Annotated in this window: 14 protein-coding genes; 11 read left to right on the top strand and 3 right to left on the bottom strand. The window is 62.3% G+C overall.

Translation table 11 applies throughout. The annotated features are described in order from the left end of the window. Positions 1-26 precede the first annotated feature (26 nt). Positions 27-629 (top strand): chalcone isomerase family protein, encoded by a 603-nt coding sequence (locus tag ACEN9G_RS12745; RefSeq protein WP_056133785.1) that lies wholly within the window; start codon positions 27-29, stop codon positions 627-629. A gap of 555 nt (positions 630-1184) precedes the next feature. On the opposite strand, the gene ACEN9G_RS12740 is transcribed toward ACEN9G_RS12745, so the two are convergent. Beyond that, the gene (locus tag ACEN9G_RS12740) at positions 1185-1382 is read right to left on the bottom strand and encodes a hypothetical protein (RefSeq protein WP_156403983.1); all 198 of its coding nucleotides are present in this window, start codon (positions 1380-1382) and stop codon (positions 1185-1187) included. A 200-nt stretch (positions 1383-1582) separates the two neighbouring features. Between ACEN9G_RS12740 and ACEN9G_RS12735 the strand changes: the two genes are divergently transcribed. Further along, complete coding sequence (locus tag ACEN9G_RS12735) at positions 1583-2563, top strand: LysR family transcriptional regulator (protein ID WP_056133791.1); 981 nt, start codon at positions 1583-1585, stop codon at positions 2561-2563. 31 nt (positions 2564-2594) lie between these two features. Here ACEN9G_RS12735 and ACEN9G_RS12730 read toward each other — a convergent pair whose 3' ends face one another. After that, positions 2595-3050, bottom strand: a complete 456-nt coding sequence (locus tag ACEN9G_RS12730; protein WP_036171419.1) for an Lrp/AsnC ligand binding domain-containing protein — start codon at positions 3048-3050, stop codon at positions 2595-2597. Between the two features lie 181 nt (positions 3051-3231). On the opposite strand from ACEN9G_RS12730, the gene putA reads away from it, so the two are divergent. Then, entirely contained in the window at positions 3232-6867 is a 3636-nt protein-coding gene (putA, locus tag ACEN9G_RS12725; protein ID WP_413336971.1) for a trifunctional transcriptional regulator/proline dehydrogenase/L-glutamate gamma-semialdehyde dehydrogenase, read from the top strand. Between the two features lie 103 nt (positions 6868-6970). Continuing rightward, complete coding sequence (ald, locus tag ACEN9G_RS12720) at positions 6971-8086, top strand: alanine dehydrogenase (RefSeq protein WP_413336972.1); 1116 nt, start codon at positions 6971-6973, stop codon at positions 8084-8086. On the opposite strand, the gene ACEN9G_RS12715 is transcribed toward ald, so the two are convergent. Next, on the bottom strand, positions 8056-8841 hold the full coding sequence (locus ACEN9G_RS12715; RefSeq protein WP_413336973.1) for a 5'-methylthioadenosine/adenosylhomocysteine nucleosidase: 786 nt from the start codon (positions 8839-8841) through the stop codon (positions 8056-8058). The genes ald and ACEN9G_RS12715 overlap by 31 nt on opposite strands. Before the next feature lie 1218 nt (positions 8842-10059). Here ACEN9G_RS12715 and ACEN9G_RS12710 point away from each other — a divergent pair. The 7 genes from ACEN9G_RS12710 (at position 10060) to ACEN9G_RS12680 (ending at position 17252) form a co-directional block, all read left to right on the top strand. After that, positions 10060-11685 (top strand): GMC family oxidoreductase, encoded by a 1626-nt coding sequence (locus tag ACEN9G_RS12710; protein ID WP_413336974.1) that lies wholly within the window; start codon positions 10060-10062, stop codon positions 11683-11685. Positions 11686-11822: 137 nt separating this feature from the next. Next, the gene (locus ACEN9G_RS12705; RefSeq protein ID WP_413336975.1) at positions 11823-12596 is read left to right on the top strand and encodes an ABC transporter ATP-binding protein; all 774 of its coding nucleotides are present in this window, start codon (positions 11823-11825) and stop codon (positions 12594-12596) included. Further along, a complete protein-coding gene (locus ACEN9G_RS12700; RefSeq protein ID WP_413336976.1) occupies positions 12593-13300 on the top strand; it encodes an ABC transporter ATP-binding protein in 708 nt (235 codons plus the stop codon). The genes ACEN9G_RS12705 and ACEN9G_RS12700 overlap by 4 nt, the downstream gene beginning before the upstream one ends. Positions 13301-13320: 20 nt before the next feature. Further along, complete coding sequence (locus ACEN9G_RS12695; RefSeq protein WP_413336977.1) at positions 13321-14523, top strand: ABC transporter substrate-binding protein; 1203 nt, start codon at positions 13321-13323, stop codon at positions 14521-14523. A gap of 20 nt (positions 14524-14543) precedes the next feature. Beyond that, positions 14544-15428: a branched-chain amino acid ABC transporter permease gene (locus ACEN9G_RS12690; protein ID WP_413336978.1), complete on the top strand. Its 885-nt coding sequence runs from the start codon at positions 14544-14546 to the stop codon at positions 15426-15428. A 10-nt stretch (positions 15429-15438) separates the two neighbouring features. Then, complete coding sequence (locus ACEN9G_RS12685) at positions 15439-16419, top strand: branched-chain amino acid ABC transporter permease (RefSeq protein ID WP_413336979.1); 981 nt, start codon at positions 15439-15441, stop codon at positions 16417-16419. Then, on the top strand, positions 16416-17252 hold the full coding sequence (locus tag ACEN9G_RS12680) for an alpha/beta fold hydrolase (RefSeq protein WP_413336980.1): 837 nt from the start codon (positions 16416-16418) through the stop codon (positions 17250-17252). The genes ACEN9G_RS12685 and ACEN9G_RS12680 overlap by 4 nt, the downstream gene beginning before the upstream one ends. The last annotated feature ends 48 nt before the right edge of the window (positions 17253-17300 follow it).

Raw genomic sequence — 17300 nt, 5'->3', positions numbered from 1 at the left:
ATAGCTTTCCCACCAAGGAGACAACCATGACTACCCGTAAATTTGCCATCAAGGGCTTGCTCGCAGGCGCCATTCTGACCCTGGCCGCCAGCCTGCCGGCCATCGCCGCCGTCGTCGACGTGAACGGCTACAAGTTCGACGACATGACGAAGGTCGCCGGCAAGGACCTGAAACTGAACGGCGCCGGCATGCGCACCAAATTCATCGTCAAGGTGTACGCGGCGGGCCTGTACCTGCCGGAGAAGAAGAACAACACGGCCGAGATCCTGAAGGAAGAGGGCCCGCGCCGCGTGACCCTGCAGATGGCGCGCGACATCTCGTCCGAGGATTTCGGCAAGGCCTTCATGGATGGCCTGAACGAGAACATCGACAAGGCGGAAAAACAGCGCATCGTGGCCCAGATCAGCAAGATGGGCGAGCTGTTCGCGTCCGTCGACGGCCTCAAGAAGGGCGACGTGCTGCACCTGGACTGGATCCCGGGCACCGGCACCCAGGCCGAGCTGAACGGCAAAAAGCTGGGCGGCCCGATCCCTGACGTCAACTTCTACAACGCGATCCTGCGCATCTGGCTGGGCGACAAGCCCGTCGACCGCTCGCTCAAGCCGGCGCTGCTGGGCGACGCCAAGTAATCCGCTCGTTATTCTTCGAAACGCGGCCCCGGGCAACCGGCGGCCGCGTTTTTTTTCGTCCCTCGTTTTTTGACTGCGCACGACCCGGATTTCTGGATGAGGTGGGGTGCCAGCCGGCGCGTCGACGCCTCTGGCGGCGCATCCATTCGACAGGATCGAAGTTACCTCAACTCATCCATACAAAATGACCAATCATGAACTTCTCTTATTTTGCAAGTATGACTCAGCAACTACATTGAATTCATCTCTATCTCATCCTTATGATGCGGCATGCGACTGCTACACGACCAATTCAGCGAAATTCTTCATATCTCATCAATATGATGCTATCTTCTTCCAACTAATCGCCAACTCATCAATCCATGAATCATCGATTTTTTGATACACCATCCATTCGACGACTAATTGTTAAATTGAATCACCAAAAAAACGCCTGACAACTCGAGCGACCACGAGTTACCGGCGACGGGTAAGAGTAGGGGCGAAAAAAAAGCGGCGCCCGGTTATCCGGGCGCCGCTTTCGGGAATGAAGCTGTGTAGACTAGACTGTAAGGATCAGTGCGATCCCACCGCTGCGGCCTGCGCACGCTGCCTGCGTGCCGCCAGCTCGCCCTTCGTCGGGCGCGGGCGCACCACCAGTACCAGCGCGCGTACGATGCCGACCAGCAGGGGGCGGAAGAACATCAACACGCCGCCCAGCAGGGTCAGCTGGACCATGCACAAGAGCAGGTGGGTGAAGGGCAGAGCCAGCACCGGGGTCTGGAAAAGGGTGTCGGAGAAGGACATGGGAAGACTAAGTAGCAAGCTGATCTATTCGTTCGATGTCACTATAGTGCAACGCAACATATAAATCTAATTACACTTGGTAATAGCTATTATATTGATCGTGAATGGAAATCGGGTACACTTACCGTACCGACAAACCATTTATTGCCCGTCCTGAACGGAGTCCCATGAGCTTCCTCACGCTTGATCTGAACCTGCTCCGCGTCTTCGACGCCGTCATGACCGAGCAAAACCTGACACGCGCCGCCGGTCACCTCGCGATGACCCAGCCGGCCGTCTCGAACGCCATCAAACGCCTGCGCGAAAGCCTCGGCGACGAATTGCTGATCCGCACGGCCTACGGTGTGAAACCGACGCCGCGCGCGGAAGCGCTGTGGCCCGCCGTGCGCCAGGCGCTGGCCGCGCTGGAAGCGGCCGTGATGCCGGAAACCTTCGACGTTTCCAAGGCCCAGGCGACGTTCCGCATGGCGATGGCCGACGCCACTGCCGCCCTGTGGCTGCCTTCTCTGGTGCGGTCGATCGAAAAAGAGGCGCCGGGCGTCAACATCCGCATGGTGCCGCTGACCACGCGCGAACCGCGGCCGATGCTGCTGCGCGGCGACATCGACCTGGCCGTCGGCTTCTTCCCCGGCGTCGCGGCCCAGCTGTCGTACGAAACGGGCTCGCCGATCCGTCACGAGCGCCTGTATTCGGGAGAATACGTCGTCGTGATGCGCAAGAATCACCCGCTCGCACAGGGCACGCTCTCCCTCGACGATTATTGCAAGGCGAACCACCTGCTGGTGAGCTTCTCGGGCCGCGCCCACGGCCTCGTCGACGAAGCGCTGGCGCAGCTCGGCCGCGAGCGCCGCATCCTGCTGACCGTGAACCAGTTCTTCACGGCCGGCCGCGTGGTCGCGAACTCGGATCTGGTCACGGTGTTGCCGAAGCACCTGATCGCGTCGACCGGTGCGGCCGAACAACTGATCTGGCGCGAGCTGCCGTTCCAGCTGCCGGCCGTGCACCTGGACATGCTCTGGCACGAACGCGACGGCCGCAGCCCGGCCCACCGCTGGCTGCGCAAGAACCTGGAAAACCTGTCCGCTTCGGCGCAAAAAATGCTTCCGCAGAAGTCGGAAACGTCGGAAAAGATGGAAAAGATTGCCTGAAGATACAACGCCCTGCCTGCCAGGGCGTTTTTCATTTGATGGGCAGCTTGGTCGTGTTCTTGACTTCTTCCATCACCGCATACGTGTGCGTCTCGCGCACGCCTTTCTGCAGCAGTGTCTTGCCGAGGAATTCGCGGTAAGCTGCCATGTCTTTCACGCGCGCCTTGACGAGGTAATCGAACCCGCCGGCCACCATGTGGCATTCGAGCACTTCGGGAATCAATTGCACGCTCTGCTTGAACGCGTCGAAGACTTCCGGGGTGGTGCGGTCCAGCACCACTTCGATGAACACCAGCAGCGACACGTCCAGCAGCTGCGGATTCAGCTGGGCCGTATAGCCCATGATGTAGCCGGACTCGTGCAGCTTGCGCACCCGCTCGAGGCAGGCGGCGGGCGACAGGTTGACCCGTGCGGCGAGCTCGACGTTGCTGATACGCCCGTCGCTCTGTAGTTCGGCCAGGATTTTCTTGCTGATCTTGTCCAGCATGTGTTCTCTCTCCACTATAAATATTATTTGGTGAAATTCTCTCACCAAAAACTATCTATTGCTAGTCTTCTGTAAAAACAGAATTAATCCAGAAGATTTCCTTCTACAATCGAATCATTGATCCGCACTCCAGACCGGCGTTTGCCGGTGCTCGTCCTCATCCATTTTTTCCTGACCGTTCATGAACATTGCCGCCTTCCCGGCTTCCACCTACGTCCCTTTCGACGCCCTGCAGGCCGAAACCCGCCGCGAACAGACGCCGCTGCGTGCGGCGATCACCGCCGCCTACCGCCGTGACGAGACCACCGCCGTGGAATGGCTGCTTGCGCAAGGTGCCAGCGCCAACGGCGACGCCTACATGCTGGCGCACCGCCTCGTGTCGGCCGTGCGCGAAAAACGTACGCGCTCGTCGGGCGTGGATGCGCTGATGCACGAATTCTCGCTGTCGTCGGAAGAAGGCGTCGCACTGATGTGCCTGGCCGAAGCGCTGCTGCGCATACCCGACACGGAAACGGCCGACCGCCTGATCGCCGACAAGATCAGCAAGGGCGACTGGAAAAAACACCTGGGCGAATCGCCGTCGCTGTTCGTGAACGCCGCCACGTGGGGCCTGCTCGTCACCGGCAAGCTCGTGTCGTCCAGCAGCGAGAAGGGCCTCGGTGCCGCGTTGACCCGCATGATCGCCAAAGGCGGCGAACCGCTGATCCGCAAGGGCGTCGACCTCGCGATGCGCATGCTGGGCAACCAGTTCGTCACCGGCCAGACAATAGCCGAAGCCTTGAAGAACAGCGTCGAAAACGAAACCCGCGGTTACCGCTATTCCTACGACATGCTGGGCGAAGCGGCGCTGACGGAATCCGACGCCGACAATTACTATGCCTCATACGAAGCGGCCATCCACGCGATCGGCAAGGCCTCCAATGGCCGCGGCATCAAGGACGGTCCGGGCATCTCGATCAAGCTGTCGGCCCTGCATCCGCGCTACAGCCGCGCGCAATATGCCCGCGTGATGGGCGAACTGCTGCCGCGCGTGCGCAACCTCGTGCTGCTCGCCAAGGAATACGACATCGGCATCAATATCGACGCCGAGGAAGCGGACCGCCTGGAAATCTCGCTGGACATGCTGGAAGCTCTTGCTTTCGATCCATCCTTGGCCGGCTTCGAAGGCATCGGCCTGGTCGTGCAGGCGTACCAGAAGCGCTGCCCGTTCGTGATCGATTTCGTCGTGGACCTGGCCCGCCGCAGCGGCCGCAAATTCATGGTCCGCCTCGTCAAGGGCGCGTACTGGGATGCGGAAATCAAGCGCGCCCAGGTCGACGGCCTGCCGGGCTATCCGGTGTACACGCGCAAGATCTACACGGACGTGTCTTACCTCACGTGCGCGCGCAAGCTGCTCGCCGCGACGGACGTGATCTACGCCCAGTTCGCCACGCACAATGCACATTCGCTGTCCGTGATCTACACGTGGGCGAAGGCCGGCAACGTCACCGATTACGAATTCCAGTGCCTGCACGGCATGGGAGAAACGCTGTACGACCAGGTCGTCGGCAAAGAGAACCTCGGTAAAGCCTGCCGGATCTACGCGCCGGTCGGTTCGCACGAGACACTGCTCGCCTACCTCGTGCGCCGCCTGCTGGAAAACGGCGCGAATTCGTCGTTCGTGAACCAGATCGTCGACGAGAGCGTGCCCATCGACACCCTGCTGACCGATCCGTTCGAAGCCGCGCGCGCCGCGCACTGCCTGCCGCACCCGCGCATTCCGCTGCCGCTGACTCTGTTCCCGGACGGCCGCCGCAACTCCGCCGGGCTCGACCTGGCAAATGAACACGTGCTGGCCGAACTGGCCGCAGACCTCGGTACGCCGCGCCATTACGTGGCCGCACCGCTCGTCGACGGTCCCGTCGCAGCGGCCGGTGCGCTGAACATCGTGAATCCCGCGCAGTCGGCGGACATCGTCGGCCAGGTGACGGAAGCGACCACCGCCGACGTCGATACCGCGCTGCAGGCCGCCGTGAACGCGAAACCGGCCTGGGAAGGCATGGGCAATGCGGGCCGGGCCGACATCATCGCCCGCGTCGGCGATCTGTTCGAGCAATACCGCGGCGAACTGATGGCCTTGGCCGTGCGCGAAGCGGGCAAGTCTCTGCCGAACGCGATCGCGGAAGTGCGCGAAGCGGTCGATTTCCTGCGCTATTACGCGGCCGAGATCCGCAATGCACCGGAAGCGCGCGCGCTGGGCGCGGTCGCATGTATCAGCCCCTGGAACTTCCCGCTCGCAATCTTCACGGGCCAGGTCGCCGCCGCGCTGGCCGCCGGCAATGTCGTGCTGGCAAAGCCGGCCGAGCAGACGCCGCTGATCGCCCACCGCGCCGTGCAGTTGTTCCACGAAGCGGGTGTGCCGACAGGCGCGCTGCAGCTGTTACCGGGCCGTGGCGAGACCGTCGGCGCCGCGTTGACCTCCGATGCACGTGTAAAAGCCGTCATTTTTACGGGCTCGACGGAGGTTGCGCAATTGATCAACCGTACGTTGGCCGCACGTTCCGCACAGGAAGGCGCCGACATCCCGCTGATCGCCGAGACGGGCGGCCAGAACGCGCTGGTCGTCGATTCTTCCGCACTGCCGGAGCAGGTCGTCCAGGATGTGCTCAGTTCCGCGTTCGACAGCGCCGGCCAGCGCTGCTCCGCCCTTCGGGTGCTGTTCCTGCAGGAAGACATCGCCGATAAAACGATCAAGATGCTCAAGGGCGCCATGCAGGAATTGCGCGTGGGCGTGCCGGACCGCCTGTCCACCGACATCGGCCCCGTCATCGACAAGGAAGCCCAGCAAAACCTGCTCGGCCACATCGAGCGCATGAAGGCGACGGCGAAGCAGCATTTCTCGCTGGTCTTGCCGGACGTGTTGCTGTCGCAGGGGACGTTTGTGCCGCCGACCGTGCTCGAGATCGGCTCGATGAGCGAACTGAAGCGCGAAGTCTTCGGCCCCGTGCTGCACGTCGTGCGCTGGCGCCGTTCCGAGCTGGACAAGGTCGTCGACACGATCAACGCGACCGGCTACGGTCTCACGCTGGGCGTGCATTCGCGCATCGACGAGACGATCGAATTCATCACGACGCGGGCCCACGTCGGCAACATCTACGTGAACCGCAATATCGTGGGCGCCGTCGTCGGCGTCCAGCCGTTCGGTGGCGAGGGGAAATCCGGCACCGGTCCGAAGGCCGGCGGCCCGTTGTACCTGAAGCGCCTGCAACAGGATGCGGCGCCGCTGCTGCGTCACGCACGCCGCAGCAATAACGCGCTGGACGGCCTGCTTGCCTGGGCGTGCGCAAACGGCCACGGCGACATCGCGAACCTGGCAAACGGTTACATGGAAACGACGCTGGACGGCGTGCGCATCGACTTGCCGGGCCCGACGGGCGAGCGCAACCAGCTCGATTTCGTTCCGCGCGGCACCGTCCTGTGCGCGCCGAACGGCACGGCGAGCCTGCTGAACCAGCTGGCGGCCGCGTTCGCGACGGGCAACCGCGCGCTCGTGCTGGCGGAAACGCTGCCCGCGTTGCCGATCGCCGTCAAGGAACACGTGCGTTTCATCAACGCGCAGGAGCTGGACGGCAGCGAGTTCGCCATGGCCCTCGTCGAGCAGGGTCTCCCCGGGGATCTGCAGGCGCGGCTGGCGGCCCGTCCGGGGGCGATCGTCGGCATCGTCGACACCCGTGCGGGCGAACCGGTGGCGTTGTGGCGGCTGGTGGCGGAACGCGCCTTGTGCGTCAACACGACCGCGGCAGGAGGTAACGCAAGCCTGATGACGCTCGGTCTGTAATCCGGGTCCTGATGGCTGCGACGCCGCGGTAGCAGGTTTCTAACCTGCGCCGCGGCGTTTTGTTTTTGGAGATGTTTTTCGTAGGTTTAACCTGGAGGCAGACATGTTGATAGGCGTACCAAAAGAAATCAAAAACAATGAATTCCGGGTGGGCCTGACGCCCCCCAGCGTGCACGAACTGGTCGCGCGCGGGCATCGGGTCATCATGCAGACCGGCGCCGGTGCCGGCATCGGGTTGACGGACGAGCAATACGCGGCTGCCGGCGCCACGATCGTCCCGTCGGCGCAAGAGATCTTCGCGCAGGCCGACATGGTCGTGAAAGTGAAGGAACCGCAGCCGCAGGAATGCGCGATGCTGCGTCCGGGACAGATCCTGTACACGTATCTGCACCTGGCGCCCGATCCGGAGCAGACGGCGGCCCTCGTGAAATCCGGCGCCGTGTGCATCGCGTACGAAACCATCACGGGCCCGGGCGGCGGCCTGCCGCTGCTGGCGCCGATGAGCGAGGTGGCGGGGCGGATGTCGATCCAGGCCGGCGCCAGCCACCTGGAAAAATCGAAGGGCGGCGCCGGCATCCTGCTGGGCGGCGTGCCGGGCGTGGCGGCGGGCCACATCGTCATCATCGGCGCCGGCGTCGTCGGCACGAATGCGTTGCAGATGGCGGTCGGCATCGGCGCACGTGTCACCGTGCTCGACAAGAACGTCGACCGCCTGCGCCAGCTCGACCTCGTCTACGGCAACCGGATCTCGACCCTGTATTCGAACGCGCACGCGATCGAGGAAGCGGTGCTGTCGGCCGACCTCGTCATCGGTGGCGTGCTCGTGCCCGGTGCCGCGGCGCCGAAGCTCGTCACGCGCGACATGGTGTCAAAAATGAAAAAAGGGGCTGTCGTCGTCGACGTGGCGATCGACCAGGGCGGCTGTTTCGAGACGTCGCATCCGACCACGCACGCCGATCCGACCTTTGTCGTGGACGGCGTTGTTCACTATTGCGTGGCGAACATGCCGGGCGCAGTGGCCCGCACGTCGACATTTGCGCTGAACAACGCGACGATCGGTCATGCCGTCGCGTTGGCGACGAAGGGCTGGCGGCAGGCCATGCGCGACGATCCGCACCTCAAGAGCGGCTTGAATGTCTGCGAAGGCAAGGTGACCTATGCGGCCGTCGCGAAGGATCTCGGCTATGACTACGTGCCGGCGGATACCCTGTTGGCCTGATGTTGCCAACCCAGGCAAAACTGCCTGACGATGTGAAAAGCATACCGCGCGGCCACGGATTTCACGAAACGCATGAAATCCGTGGCCGCGTGTTCGTTGGCGTTGTCGGAAATCGTCCGGATCACGCCGAACGGGATGCCTAGCTCAAAACAGGCCTGCGCAACCGCGGCGCCTTCCATCTCCACCGCCAGCAGACCCGGCAATGCCTCATTCAACGCGTCCAGACGGTCCTTGTCGCTCACGAACTGGTCGGCGCTGGCGATCAGGCCTCGATGCAGCCGCGGCCCGCTGAGCGCGAATACGGCCCTTTCCCCGGGGTCGACGGCAAGCGCGAAGTCGTCTTCCAGGAAGCGGTGCGCCGCATCCGCCAGCTGCAACGCCATGTGGTGGTCGGACAGGAAGTGCGTCAAACCCGTCAACGGCACTTCGTAGCGGGGGAACAAAGGGCTCGCATCCATGTCGTGCTGGACGAGCGATTCGGCCACGACGATGTCGCCGACACGGATCGAAGCGTCTCCAGCGCCAGCCACGCCCGTAAAGAGGATGTGGGTAACACCGAACTTCTCCACAAGCGTTGCGGTCGTCAGTGCCGCTGCAACCTTGCCTATACGCGATAAAACGCACACAGCGTCGATTTCCCACAGTCGTCCGAGGAAGTACTCGCGCATGCCGTGCGTGAGCTTGTAGGCCCCTTCCATGGCCTCCACGAGCCCCTGCTGTTCTTCGTGCAACGCACTGATGATCCCTAATCGCATGGTTCAGCCTGGTTTTTAGATGGGTTGACGGACGGTTTTGGCGGCTTGTTCCCGCTGTTCGCTCTGTTTTTGTATTAATAAAACAAAGATATATATAAAAAATGGTAGTGATAGTAAACGCCTTCCTTCCTGTGGATAAGAAGGAATTTGTCTACAGCGTCAACGGTTTACGTGCTCACGAAGCGGCTGGACAAGCATTGTATCGATGCTGAACCGATGTTGGACAAAAACCAGGCGAGCAGAAAAAACGGCCGTTCTGCACATCCGATCCTGTGGATATGCAGCGCCTTTTCCACAGTCGAGCTGGTTTTGTCTGCCGGCAGGACGTTCGCGGGCTGCGAACGCTGTTCCGGATGCGACCTCGGCATCATGTTCTTCCTGTAGACAAACGGCAGTCGAGCAGTCGTTACGTCAGCATTTTTTGGATGCGACGGCGTTCAGTTTCTTTTTTTTGCAGACAGAAGAGCGTTCGCGTCGTGTCTGCTTCGCCGTCGATCGCTGCTGGGCGAGTTGTCCTTCTTTAGTTAACTTGGATAGAAAGAAAGGATAGTAATGATAGTAAACGCCGGCTGAACTGTGGATAAACGGGATTTTTTCCACAAGCTCAAGGGTTTACGTGCGTCGAAAGCTGTCGAACAAACCTTGTTTCTGTCGAGGACCAAAACTGGAAAAAAAATTCGAGATCGACTTTCGTGGCAGTTCCGCACATTCGATCCTGTGGATATTCAGCAGCTTATCCACAAAAGGCCCGGAAACAGGGCGTTTGGGTGTCGCGGGTAGCTGGCCTGGTCGACGTCGGGCAGGCGTTGTGGTCATGAACGCATCCGGAGTCGGTCGATTTTTTTTGTTGAGCAGAACGATGTCGAGATCGGCGACGAGAAATTTTTTTTCGACAGGGCCGCAGCTTTCAAGGCGGCTCGTCAGGTTTACAACCAGAAGCTTGTATACAGAATAATAGTAATAGTTAACGGTGCCACTCTTCTGTGGATAAGCCGGATTTTTTCCACAACATCAAACGTTTACGGTTCGCATAAGACGGTGGGCTGGTCTTGTATGTGCCTTGTGGCAAAACTGGATAAAAATCCCGACTGTGCGAAAAACCGATCTTCCTCACATTTCGTACCTGTGGATATTCATACGCTTATCCACAGTCCAGGGACCCCTTGTTGAGCTTGATCATCTGGTAAGCTTGCTCAACCGAATCAGATGCGAGGGTCCATGGAGTCCGCAGGGGAATTCGATGTCATCATTGTCGGGGCCGGTACCGCCGGCTGCGTGCTGGCCAATCGCCTGACCCGCAGGTCCGACGTGCAGGTGCTGCTGATCGAGGCGGGCGGCAAGGACGATTACCTGTGGATCCACATCCCCGTCGGCTACCTGTACTGCATCGGCAACCCGCGCACGGACTGGTTGTATAAAACGGAAGCCGATCCCGGCCTGGCAGGGCGCGCGCTGATCTACCCGCGCGGTAAAGTCCTGGGCGGCAGTTCGTCGATCAACGGCATGATCTACATGCGCGGCCAGGCCGGGGACTACGACCGCTGGGCCGCCATCACGGGCGATCCCTCCTGGCGCTGGGATCATGTCCTGCCCATTTTCAAGGCGAGCGAAGACCATCACGGCGGTACCAGCGCCATCCACGGCAGCGGCGGCGAATGGCGGGTGGAGCGTCAGCGGCTGTCCTGGGAGATCCTCGACGCGTTCCGCGAAGCGGCCCACCAGACGGGCATCCCGAAAGTCGACGATTTCAACGGCGGCGACAACGCGGGTTGTGCCTATTTCGAAGTCAACCAGCGGCGCGGTATCCGGCTGAACACGGCGAAAGCGTTTCTCCGGCCGGCTTCCACGCGGCCGAACCTGGCGATCATGACGGGTTGTCACGTCGAAAAGCTGTTGATCGGGCAGACGGAGCAGGGCGTTGTCTGCCGCGGCGTGCAATTCACGGGCGGCGGCCGGGCATTCACGGCGACGGCGCGGCGCGAAACCCTGCTTGCCGCCGGTGCCATCGGCTCGCCGCATATCCTGCAATTGTCCGGCATCGGGCCGGCGGCTTTGCTGCATCAGCATGGGATCAACCCCGTCGTCGATGCGCCCGGCGTCGGCGAAAATTTGCAGGATCATTTGCAGCTGCGCATGGTCTACCGCATCACGGGCGCCCGCTCGCTCAACACGAGCGCTGCGTCGTGGTACGGCAAGATGAAAATCGGTGTGCAATACCTGCTGTTCCAGAGCGGGCCGATGTCGATGGCGCCGTCGCAGCTGGGTGCGTTCGCCAGGTCCGATCCCGGCCAGGCGACGCCAAACCTCGAATACCATGTGCAGCCGCTGTCCCTGGAAAAATTCGGCGATCCGCTGCACGGTTTTCCGGCTTTTACTGCCAGCGTGTGCAACCTGCGGCCGACGGCGCGGGGGCACGTCCGGCTGGCGGCGAACGACAGTTACGCGCCGCCGAAAATATCGCCGAACTATCTCAGCACGCCGGAAGACCGCAAGGTGGCGGCCGACGCACTGGCGCTGACCCGGCGCATCGTCGCGGCGCCCGCACTGGCGCAATACCGCCCGGAAGAATTCAAGCCGGGCCCGCACTACCGCACGGAGGAAGAACTGGCGGAAGCAGCCAGCCTCATCGGCACGACGATTTTCCATCCCGTCGGCACCTGCCGCATGGGAAAAATGGACGATCCGCTCGCCGTCGTCGACAGCACATTGCGGGTCAAAGGCGTCAAAGGGTTGCGCGTCGTCGACGCGTCGATCATGCCGACGATCACCTCCGGCAACACGAATTCCCCGACCCTGATGATTGCCGAAAAGGTGGCTGCGCTGATCGACCGCACGTGGTCATAGTGCGTTTTTGCACAACGGGTTTGCGCGCCGTCATGACGTAGCGCAGGGCGATCCGCCTGCCGCGTGCTGTATCTTGACGAGTTCCAAAAGTGTGTATGATTTGTAAAGCTTGAATGGACGAAAGCGGGGGAGACGCAATGCCGGACGTCATTCTGGAAACACGTGATCTGACGAAGGAATTCAAGGGTTTTACGGCGGTCAACCAGGTGAGTCTGCAGGTGCAGCGCGGCCATATCCACGCGCTCATCGGACCCAATGGCGCCGGCAAGACGACGTGCTTCAACCTGCTGACGAAATTTCTTTCTCCGTCCGCCGGCCGTATCCTGTTCAACGGCACCGACATCACCTCGCAAAAACCGGCGCAGATCGCGCGCATGGGCATCATCCGCTCGTTCCAGATCTCGGCCGTTTTTCCTCATCTCACCGTGCTGGAAAACGTGCGCATCGGCCTGCAGCGCGCCCTCGGCACCAGTTTTTATTTCTGGCGCAGCGAAAAAACGCTGAACCAGCTCAACGATCGCGCCATGGCCTTGCTGGCCGAAGTGGATCTGGAAAACTTTGCGGACACGGTCACGGCCGACCTGCCGTACGGCCGCAAGCGCGCGCTCGAGATCGCGACGACGCTCGGCATGGAGCCGGAACTCATGCTGCTGGACGAACCGACGCAAGGCATGGGCCACGAAGACGTGCACCGCGTGACGGCATTGATCAAGAAAGTGGCGAGCGGCCGAACAATCCTGATGGTGGAACACAATATGAACGTCGTGTCCGGCATCTGCGACCGCATCTCCGTGCTGCAGCGGGGCGCCGTGCTGGCGGAAGGCAGTTACGCGGACGTGTCGCGCAATCCGCAGGTCATCGAAGCGTACATGGGCAGCGCCGACAACAACCTGGCGGGAGCACACGGATGACGCCCGCACTGGAGATCGAGAACCTGCAAGCCTGGTATGGCGAATCGCACATTTTGCACGGCGTCAGCCTGACCGTGCAGCCGGGCGAAGTCGTCACCCTGCTGGGCCGCAACGGCGCGGGCCGTACGACCACCTTGCGCGCCATCATGGGCCTGACGGGCGCGCGCACCGGGTCGATCAAGGTCAATGGCGTCGAGGCGATCCGCCCGCCCACGCACCGCATCGCCCACCTCGGCATCGGTTACTGCCCGGAGGAGCGCGGCATTTTCGCGTCGCTGTCGGCCGAGGAAAACCTGATGTTGCCGCCGAAGCTGGCGGGTCAGGAGGCTGGCATGAGCGTCGCCGAGATCTACGAGATGTTCCCAAATTTGTACGAACGGCGCCACAGCCAGGGCACGCGGCTGTCCGGCGGCGAGCAGCAGATGCTGGCCGTCGCGCGCATCCTGCGCACGGGCGCGCGCCTGTTGCTGCTGGACGAGATCTCGGAAGGGCTCGCCCCCGTGATCGTGCAGGCGCTGGCGAAGATGATCACGACCCTCAAGGCGAAGGGCTACACGATCGTCATGGTGGAACAGAATTTCCGGTTCGCGGCGCCGCTGGCGGACCGGTTTTACGTCATGGAACACGGCCGCATCGTCACGACGATCGCGGCCGCGGAGCTGCAGGCCAGCATGCCGGCATTGACCGAGCTGCTGGGCGTTTGATCATCGACAATGGAGACCACATGAAAACAGCGATTGCCTTTGCCGCCGCCACCTTCGCGGCCGGTTTGTCCATGCCGGCGCTGGCCCAGATCTCGGGCGACACCATCAAAATCGGCATGATCACGGATTTATCGGGCGTGTATTCCGACATCGACGGCAATGGCGGCGCCGAAGCCGTGCGCATGGCGATCGCCGATGCGGGCGGCGCCATCAACGGTAAAAAAATCCAGTTCATCGTCGCCGACCACCAGAACAAGCCGGACATCGCCGCCAGCAAGGCGCGGGAATGGTTCGACCAGCAGGGCGTCGATATGCTGATCGGCGGCACGAATTCCGGTGCGGCCCTCGCCATGGCCAAGGTCGCGGCGGAAAAGAAAAAAGTCTTCATCGCGATCGGTTCCGGCAGTGCGCAACTGACCAACGAACAGTGCTCGCCGTACACGGTGCACTATGCCTATGACACGGTTGCGCTCGCCCGCGGCACGGGCGCCACGATCGTGAAGCAGGGCGGCAAGAGCTGGTATTTCCTGACGGCCGACTACGCGTTCGGCCAGTCGCTGGAAAAGGACACGACCGACGTCGTCAAGGCCAATGGCGGCACCGTGCTGGGCAGTGTGAAGCATCCGCTGGGCGCGTCCGATTTTTCGTCGTTCCTGCTACAGGCCCAGTCGTCGAAAGCGCAAGTGCTGGGGTTGGCGAATGCCGGCGGCGACTTCATCAACTCGGTCAAGGCGGCGAAGGAATTCGGCCTGACGAGCAAGATGAAGATCGCGGGCCTGCTCGTGTTCATCAACGATATCCACACCCTCGGGCTGCAGACGACGCAGGGACTCTACCTGACGGACGCGTGGTACTGGGACATGAACAACGACACCCGTGCGTGGGCGAAAAAATACTTCGCGAAGATGAAGAAGGAGCCGTCGTCGCTGCAGGCGGCGGATTATTCCGCTGCGATGAACTACCTGAACGCCGTCAAGGCGATCGGCACCGACGATGGCAACAAGGTCATGGCCCAGCTGAAAAAGACCAAGATCAACGACATGTTCACGAAGAATGGCGAGATCCGTCCGGACGGCCGCATGGTGCACGACATGTACTTGATGCAGGTGAAAACGCCGGCCGAGTCGAAGGCGCCATGGGATTACTACAAGGTCGTGGCCACGATCCCGGGCACCCAGGCGTACACGACCAAGGCCGAGACCAAGTGCGCGGCGTGGAAGTGAGCCTGGGCTAAGCACGTCATATGGAAATTTTCGGCGTCCCCCTGCAGGCGATGATGAGCCAGCTGCTGCTGGGCCTGGTGAACGGTTCGTTCTACGCGATGCTGTCGCTGGGCCTGGCCGTCATCTTCGGCCTGCTCAACGTGATCAATTTCTCGCACGGCGCGCTGTACATGATGGGCGCGTTCGCCGCGTACATCGGCGTCACGTCGTTCGGGCTGAATTACTGGGCGATGCTCGTGCTGGCGCCACTCATCGTCGGCGCGTTCGGCATCCTGTTCGAAAAGACGATGCTGCGCTGGCTCTACAAGTTCGATCACCTGTACGGCCTGCTGCTGACCTTCGGCATCACGTTGCTGCTGGAAGGCGTGTTCCGCTCGTTCTTCGGCGTGTCCGGCCAGACCCTCGACGTGCCGGAAGCGCTGTCCGGCGCCACCGACCTCGGCTTCATGATCCTGCCGAACTACCGCGCCTGGGTCGTGTTCGCCTCGCTCGTCGTGTGCCTGGCGACGTGGTTCACGATCGAAAAAACGCGGCTGGGCGCCTACCTGCGCGCAGGCACGGAGAACCCGAAACTGGTCGAAGCGTTCGGCGTCAACGTGCCGTTGATGGTGACATTGACCTACGGCTTCGGCGTCGCGCTGGCGGGTTTTGCCGGCGTGCTGGCGGCGCCCGTCATCAACGTCACGCCGCTGATGGGCTCCAATCTCATCATCGTCGTGTTCGCCGTCGTCGTGATCGGCGGCATGGGGTCCATCCTCGGCTCCATCGTCACGGGCCTGGCGCTGGGCGTCGTCGAAGGGCTGACGCGCGTGTTTTATCCGGAAGCGTCGGAAGTGGTCGTGTTCGTCGTGATGGTGGTCGTGCTGCTGCTGCGTCCCGCCGGCCTGTTCGGCAAAGAAAAATGAGGCGATGACCATGAACAGAACACTCGGCTACGGCCTCGCATTGGTGGTGGCGCTGGCGGCACCGTTCGTGGGCTATCCGGTCTTCCTGATGAAGCTGCTGTGCTTCGGGCTGTTCGCCTGCGCCTTCAACCTCCTGATCGGCTACACCGGCTTACTGTCGTTCGGACATGCGGCCTTCTTCGGCGGCGCCGGCTACGTCACGGGCCACGCGCTGGCGGTGCTCGGCTTGCCGTTCGAGGCGGCGCTCGTGCTGGGCGTGCTGGCGGCCGCGGCGCTGGGTTTCGTCATGGGGCTGCTGGCCATCCGGCGCCAGGGCATCTATTTTTCGATGATCACGCTGGCGCTCGCGCAGATGGTGTATTTTGCGGCGCTGCGCGCGCCGTTCACGCATGGCGAGGACGGGCTGCAGGGCGTCCCGCGCGGCAAGTTGCTGGGCAGCGTCGACCTCGGCAACGACCTGACCTTGTACTACGTCGTGCTGGCGATCTGCGTCGCCGGCTTTGCCCTGATCGTGCGCACGGTGCATTCGCCGTTCGGGCAAGTGCTGAAGGCGATCAAGGAAAACGAGGCGCGCGCCATTTCTCTGGGTTACGACGTCGATCGTTACAAGCTCGTCGCGTTCGTGCTGTCGGCCGCACTGGCCGGCCTGGCGGGCGCGACGAAGACCGTCGTGCTCGGCTTCGAAACGCTGACGGACGTGCACTGGACGATGTCCGGCCTCGTCATCCTGATGACCCTGGTCGGCGGCATGGGCACCCTGGCCGGGCCGATTTTGGGCGCTTTCCTGATCGTCGCACTGGAAAACAAGCTGGGCGACCTGGGGAACTTCCTGGCCGAGAAGACGCATGTAGAATGGTTCGCATCACTCGGAGAATCGGTGGGCATCGTCACCGGCCTCATCTTTGTTGCCTGCGTGTTGTTGTTCCGCCGGGGTATCGTCGGCGAGATCGCGGCGGTGCTCCACGCTCCGGTTTCAAGGAGACGCACGTGATCGACGAATCCCTCATGCTGGACGTGAACGGCATCCGCATCCACACGACGACGACGGGGCAGGGACCGGCCGTGCTGCTGCTGCACGGCTTTCCCGACACCCACATCGTCTGGCGCAAGCAGGTCCCCGTCCTGGCCGCCGCGGGCTTTCGCGTGCTGGCCCCGGACCTGCGCGGCTACGGCCGCAGCGACGCGCCGGGCGGCGTCTTCGACTACACGATGGACAAGCTGCGCGGCGACGTGCTGGGCCTGCTCGACGCCCTCCACATCGACAAGGTCTTCCTCGTCGGCCATGACTGGGGCGGCATCATCGGCTGGCAGATCGCGACGCTGGCGCCGGAGCGCGTGCACCGCTACGTGGCGATGTCCACCGGTCACCCGTACGCCATCGCGCGTGCCGGCATCCTGCAGCGCTTGCGCATGACGTATATCCTCGGCTTCATCATGCCGGGCATCGCCGAGCATACGTTGCGCGCCGCCGACTGGTTCATCATGCGCCAGTTCACGGACGAGCCCGGTCAGGCCGACCACTGGAAGCGCGACCTGTCCCCGCCGGGCCGCCTGACGGCCGCCCTGAACTATTACCGCGCCAACCTGAGTCTCGCCCTGCCGCGCGGACACCGCCAGGTGAAAGTGCCGGTGATGGGCTTGTGGAGCGACCGCGACCCGGCCCTGGGCGAAAAGCAGATGCGCGACTCCGCGCACTACGTCGACGGCGAGTTCCGTTTCGAGCGCATCCGCGGCGCGGATCACTGGCTGCAGCTGACGGCGGCCGACGAGGTCAACCGCCTGCTGCTGCAATTCCTGGAAGAGGGGCGGGCGGCGGCCGTCTGAGTTTGTTGCGTCGCAACAAGGGTGTCGGACTACAATAGCGCTTTTACG

This window comes from Massilia sp. Masssp94 (assembly GCF_059491305.1).
Note: the sequence above shows the minus strand (reverse complement) of the source record. Positions and strands in the feature narration are given on the sequence as shown.

Bases quoted from the DNA above. Each gene is read 5' to 3' on its own strand.
- ACEN9G_RS12745 (WP_056133785.1), top strand. From the start codon at position 27: ATGACTACCCGTAAATTTGCCATCAAGGGCTTGCTCGCAGGCGCCATT.
- ACEN9G_RS12735 (WP_056133791.1), top strand. From the start codon at position 1,583: ATGAGCTTCCTCACGCTTGATCTGAACCTGCTCCGCGTCTTCGACGCC.
- ACEN9G_RS12730 (WP_036171419.1), bottom strand. From the start codon at position 3,050: ATGCTGGACAAGATCAGCAAGAAAATCCTGGCCGAACTACAGAGCGAC.
- putA (WP_413336971.1), top strand. From the start codon at position 3,232: ATGAACATTGCCGCCTTCCCGGCTTCCACCTACGTCCCTTTCGACGCC.
- ald (WP_413336972.1), top strand. From the start codon at position 6,971: ATGTTGATAGGCGTACCAAAAGAAATCAAAAACAATGAATTCCGGGTG.
- ACEN9G_RS12715 (WP_413336973.1), bottom strand. From the start codon at position 8,841: ATGCGATTAGGGATCATCAGTGCGTTGCACGAAGAACAGCAGGGGCTC.
- ACEN9G_RS12710 (WP_413336974.1), top strand. From the start codon at position 10,060: ATGGAGTCCGCAGGGGAATTCGATGTCATCATTGTCGGGGCCGGTACC.
- ACEN9G_RS12705 (WP_413336975.1), top strand. From the start codon at position 11,823: ATGCCGGACGTCATTCTGGAAACACGTGATCTGACGAAGGAATTCAAG.
- ACEN9G_RS12700 (WP_413336976.1), top strand. From the start codon at position 12,593: ATGACGCCCGCACTGGAGATCGAGAACCTGCAAGCCTGGTATGGCGAA.
- ACEN9G_RS12695 (WP_413336977.1), top strand. From the start codon at position 13,321: ATGAAAACAGCGATTGCCTTTGCCGCCGCCACCTTCGCGGCCGGTTTG.
- ACEN9G_RS12690 (WP_413336978.1), top strand. From the start codon at position 14,544: ATGGAAATTTTCGGCGTCCCCCTGCAGGCGATGATGAGCCAGCTGCTG.
- ACEN9G_RS12685 (WP_413336979.1), top strand. From the start codon at position 15,439: ATGAACAGAACACTCGGCTACGGCCTCGCATTGGTGGTGGCGCTGGCG.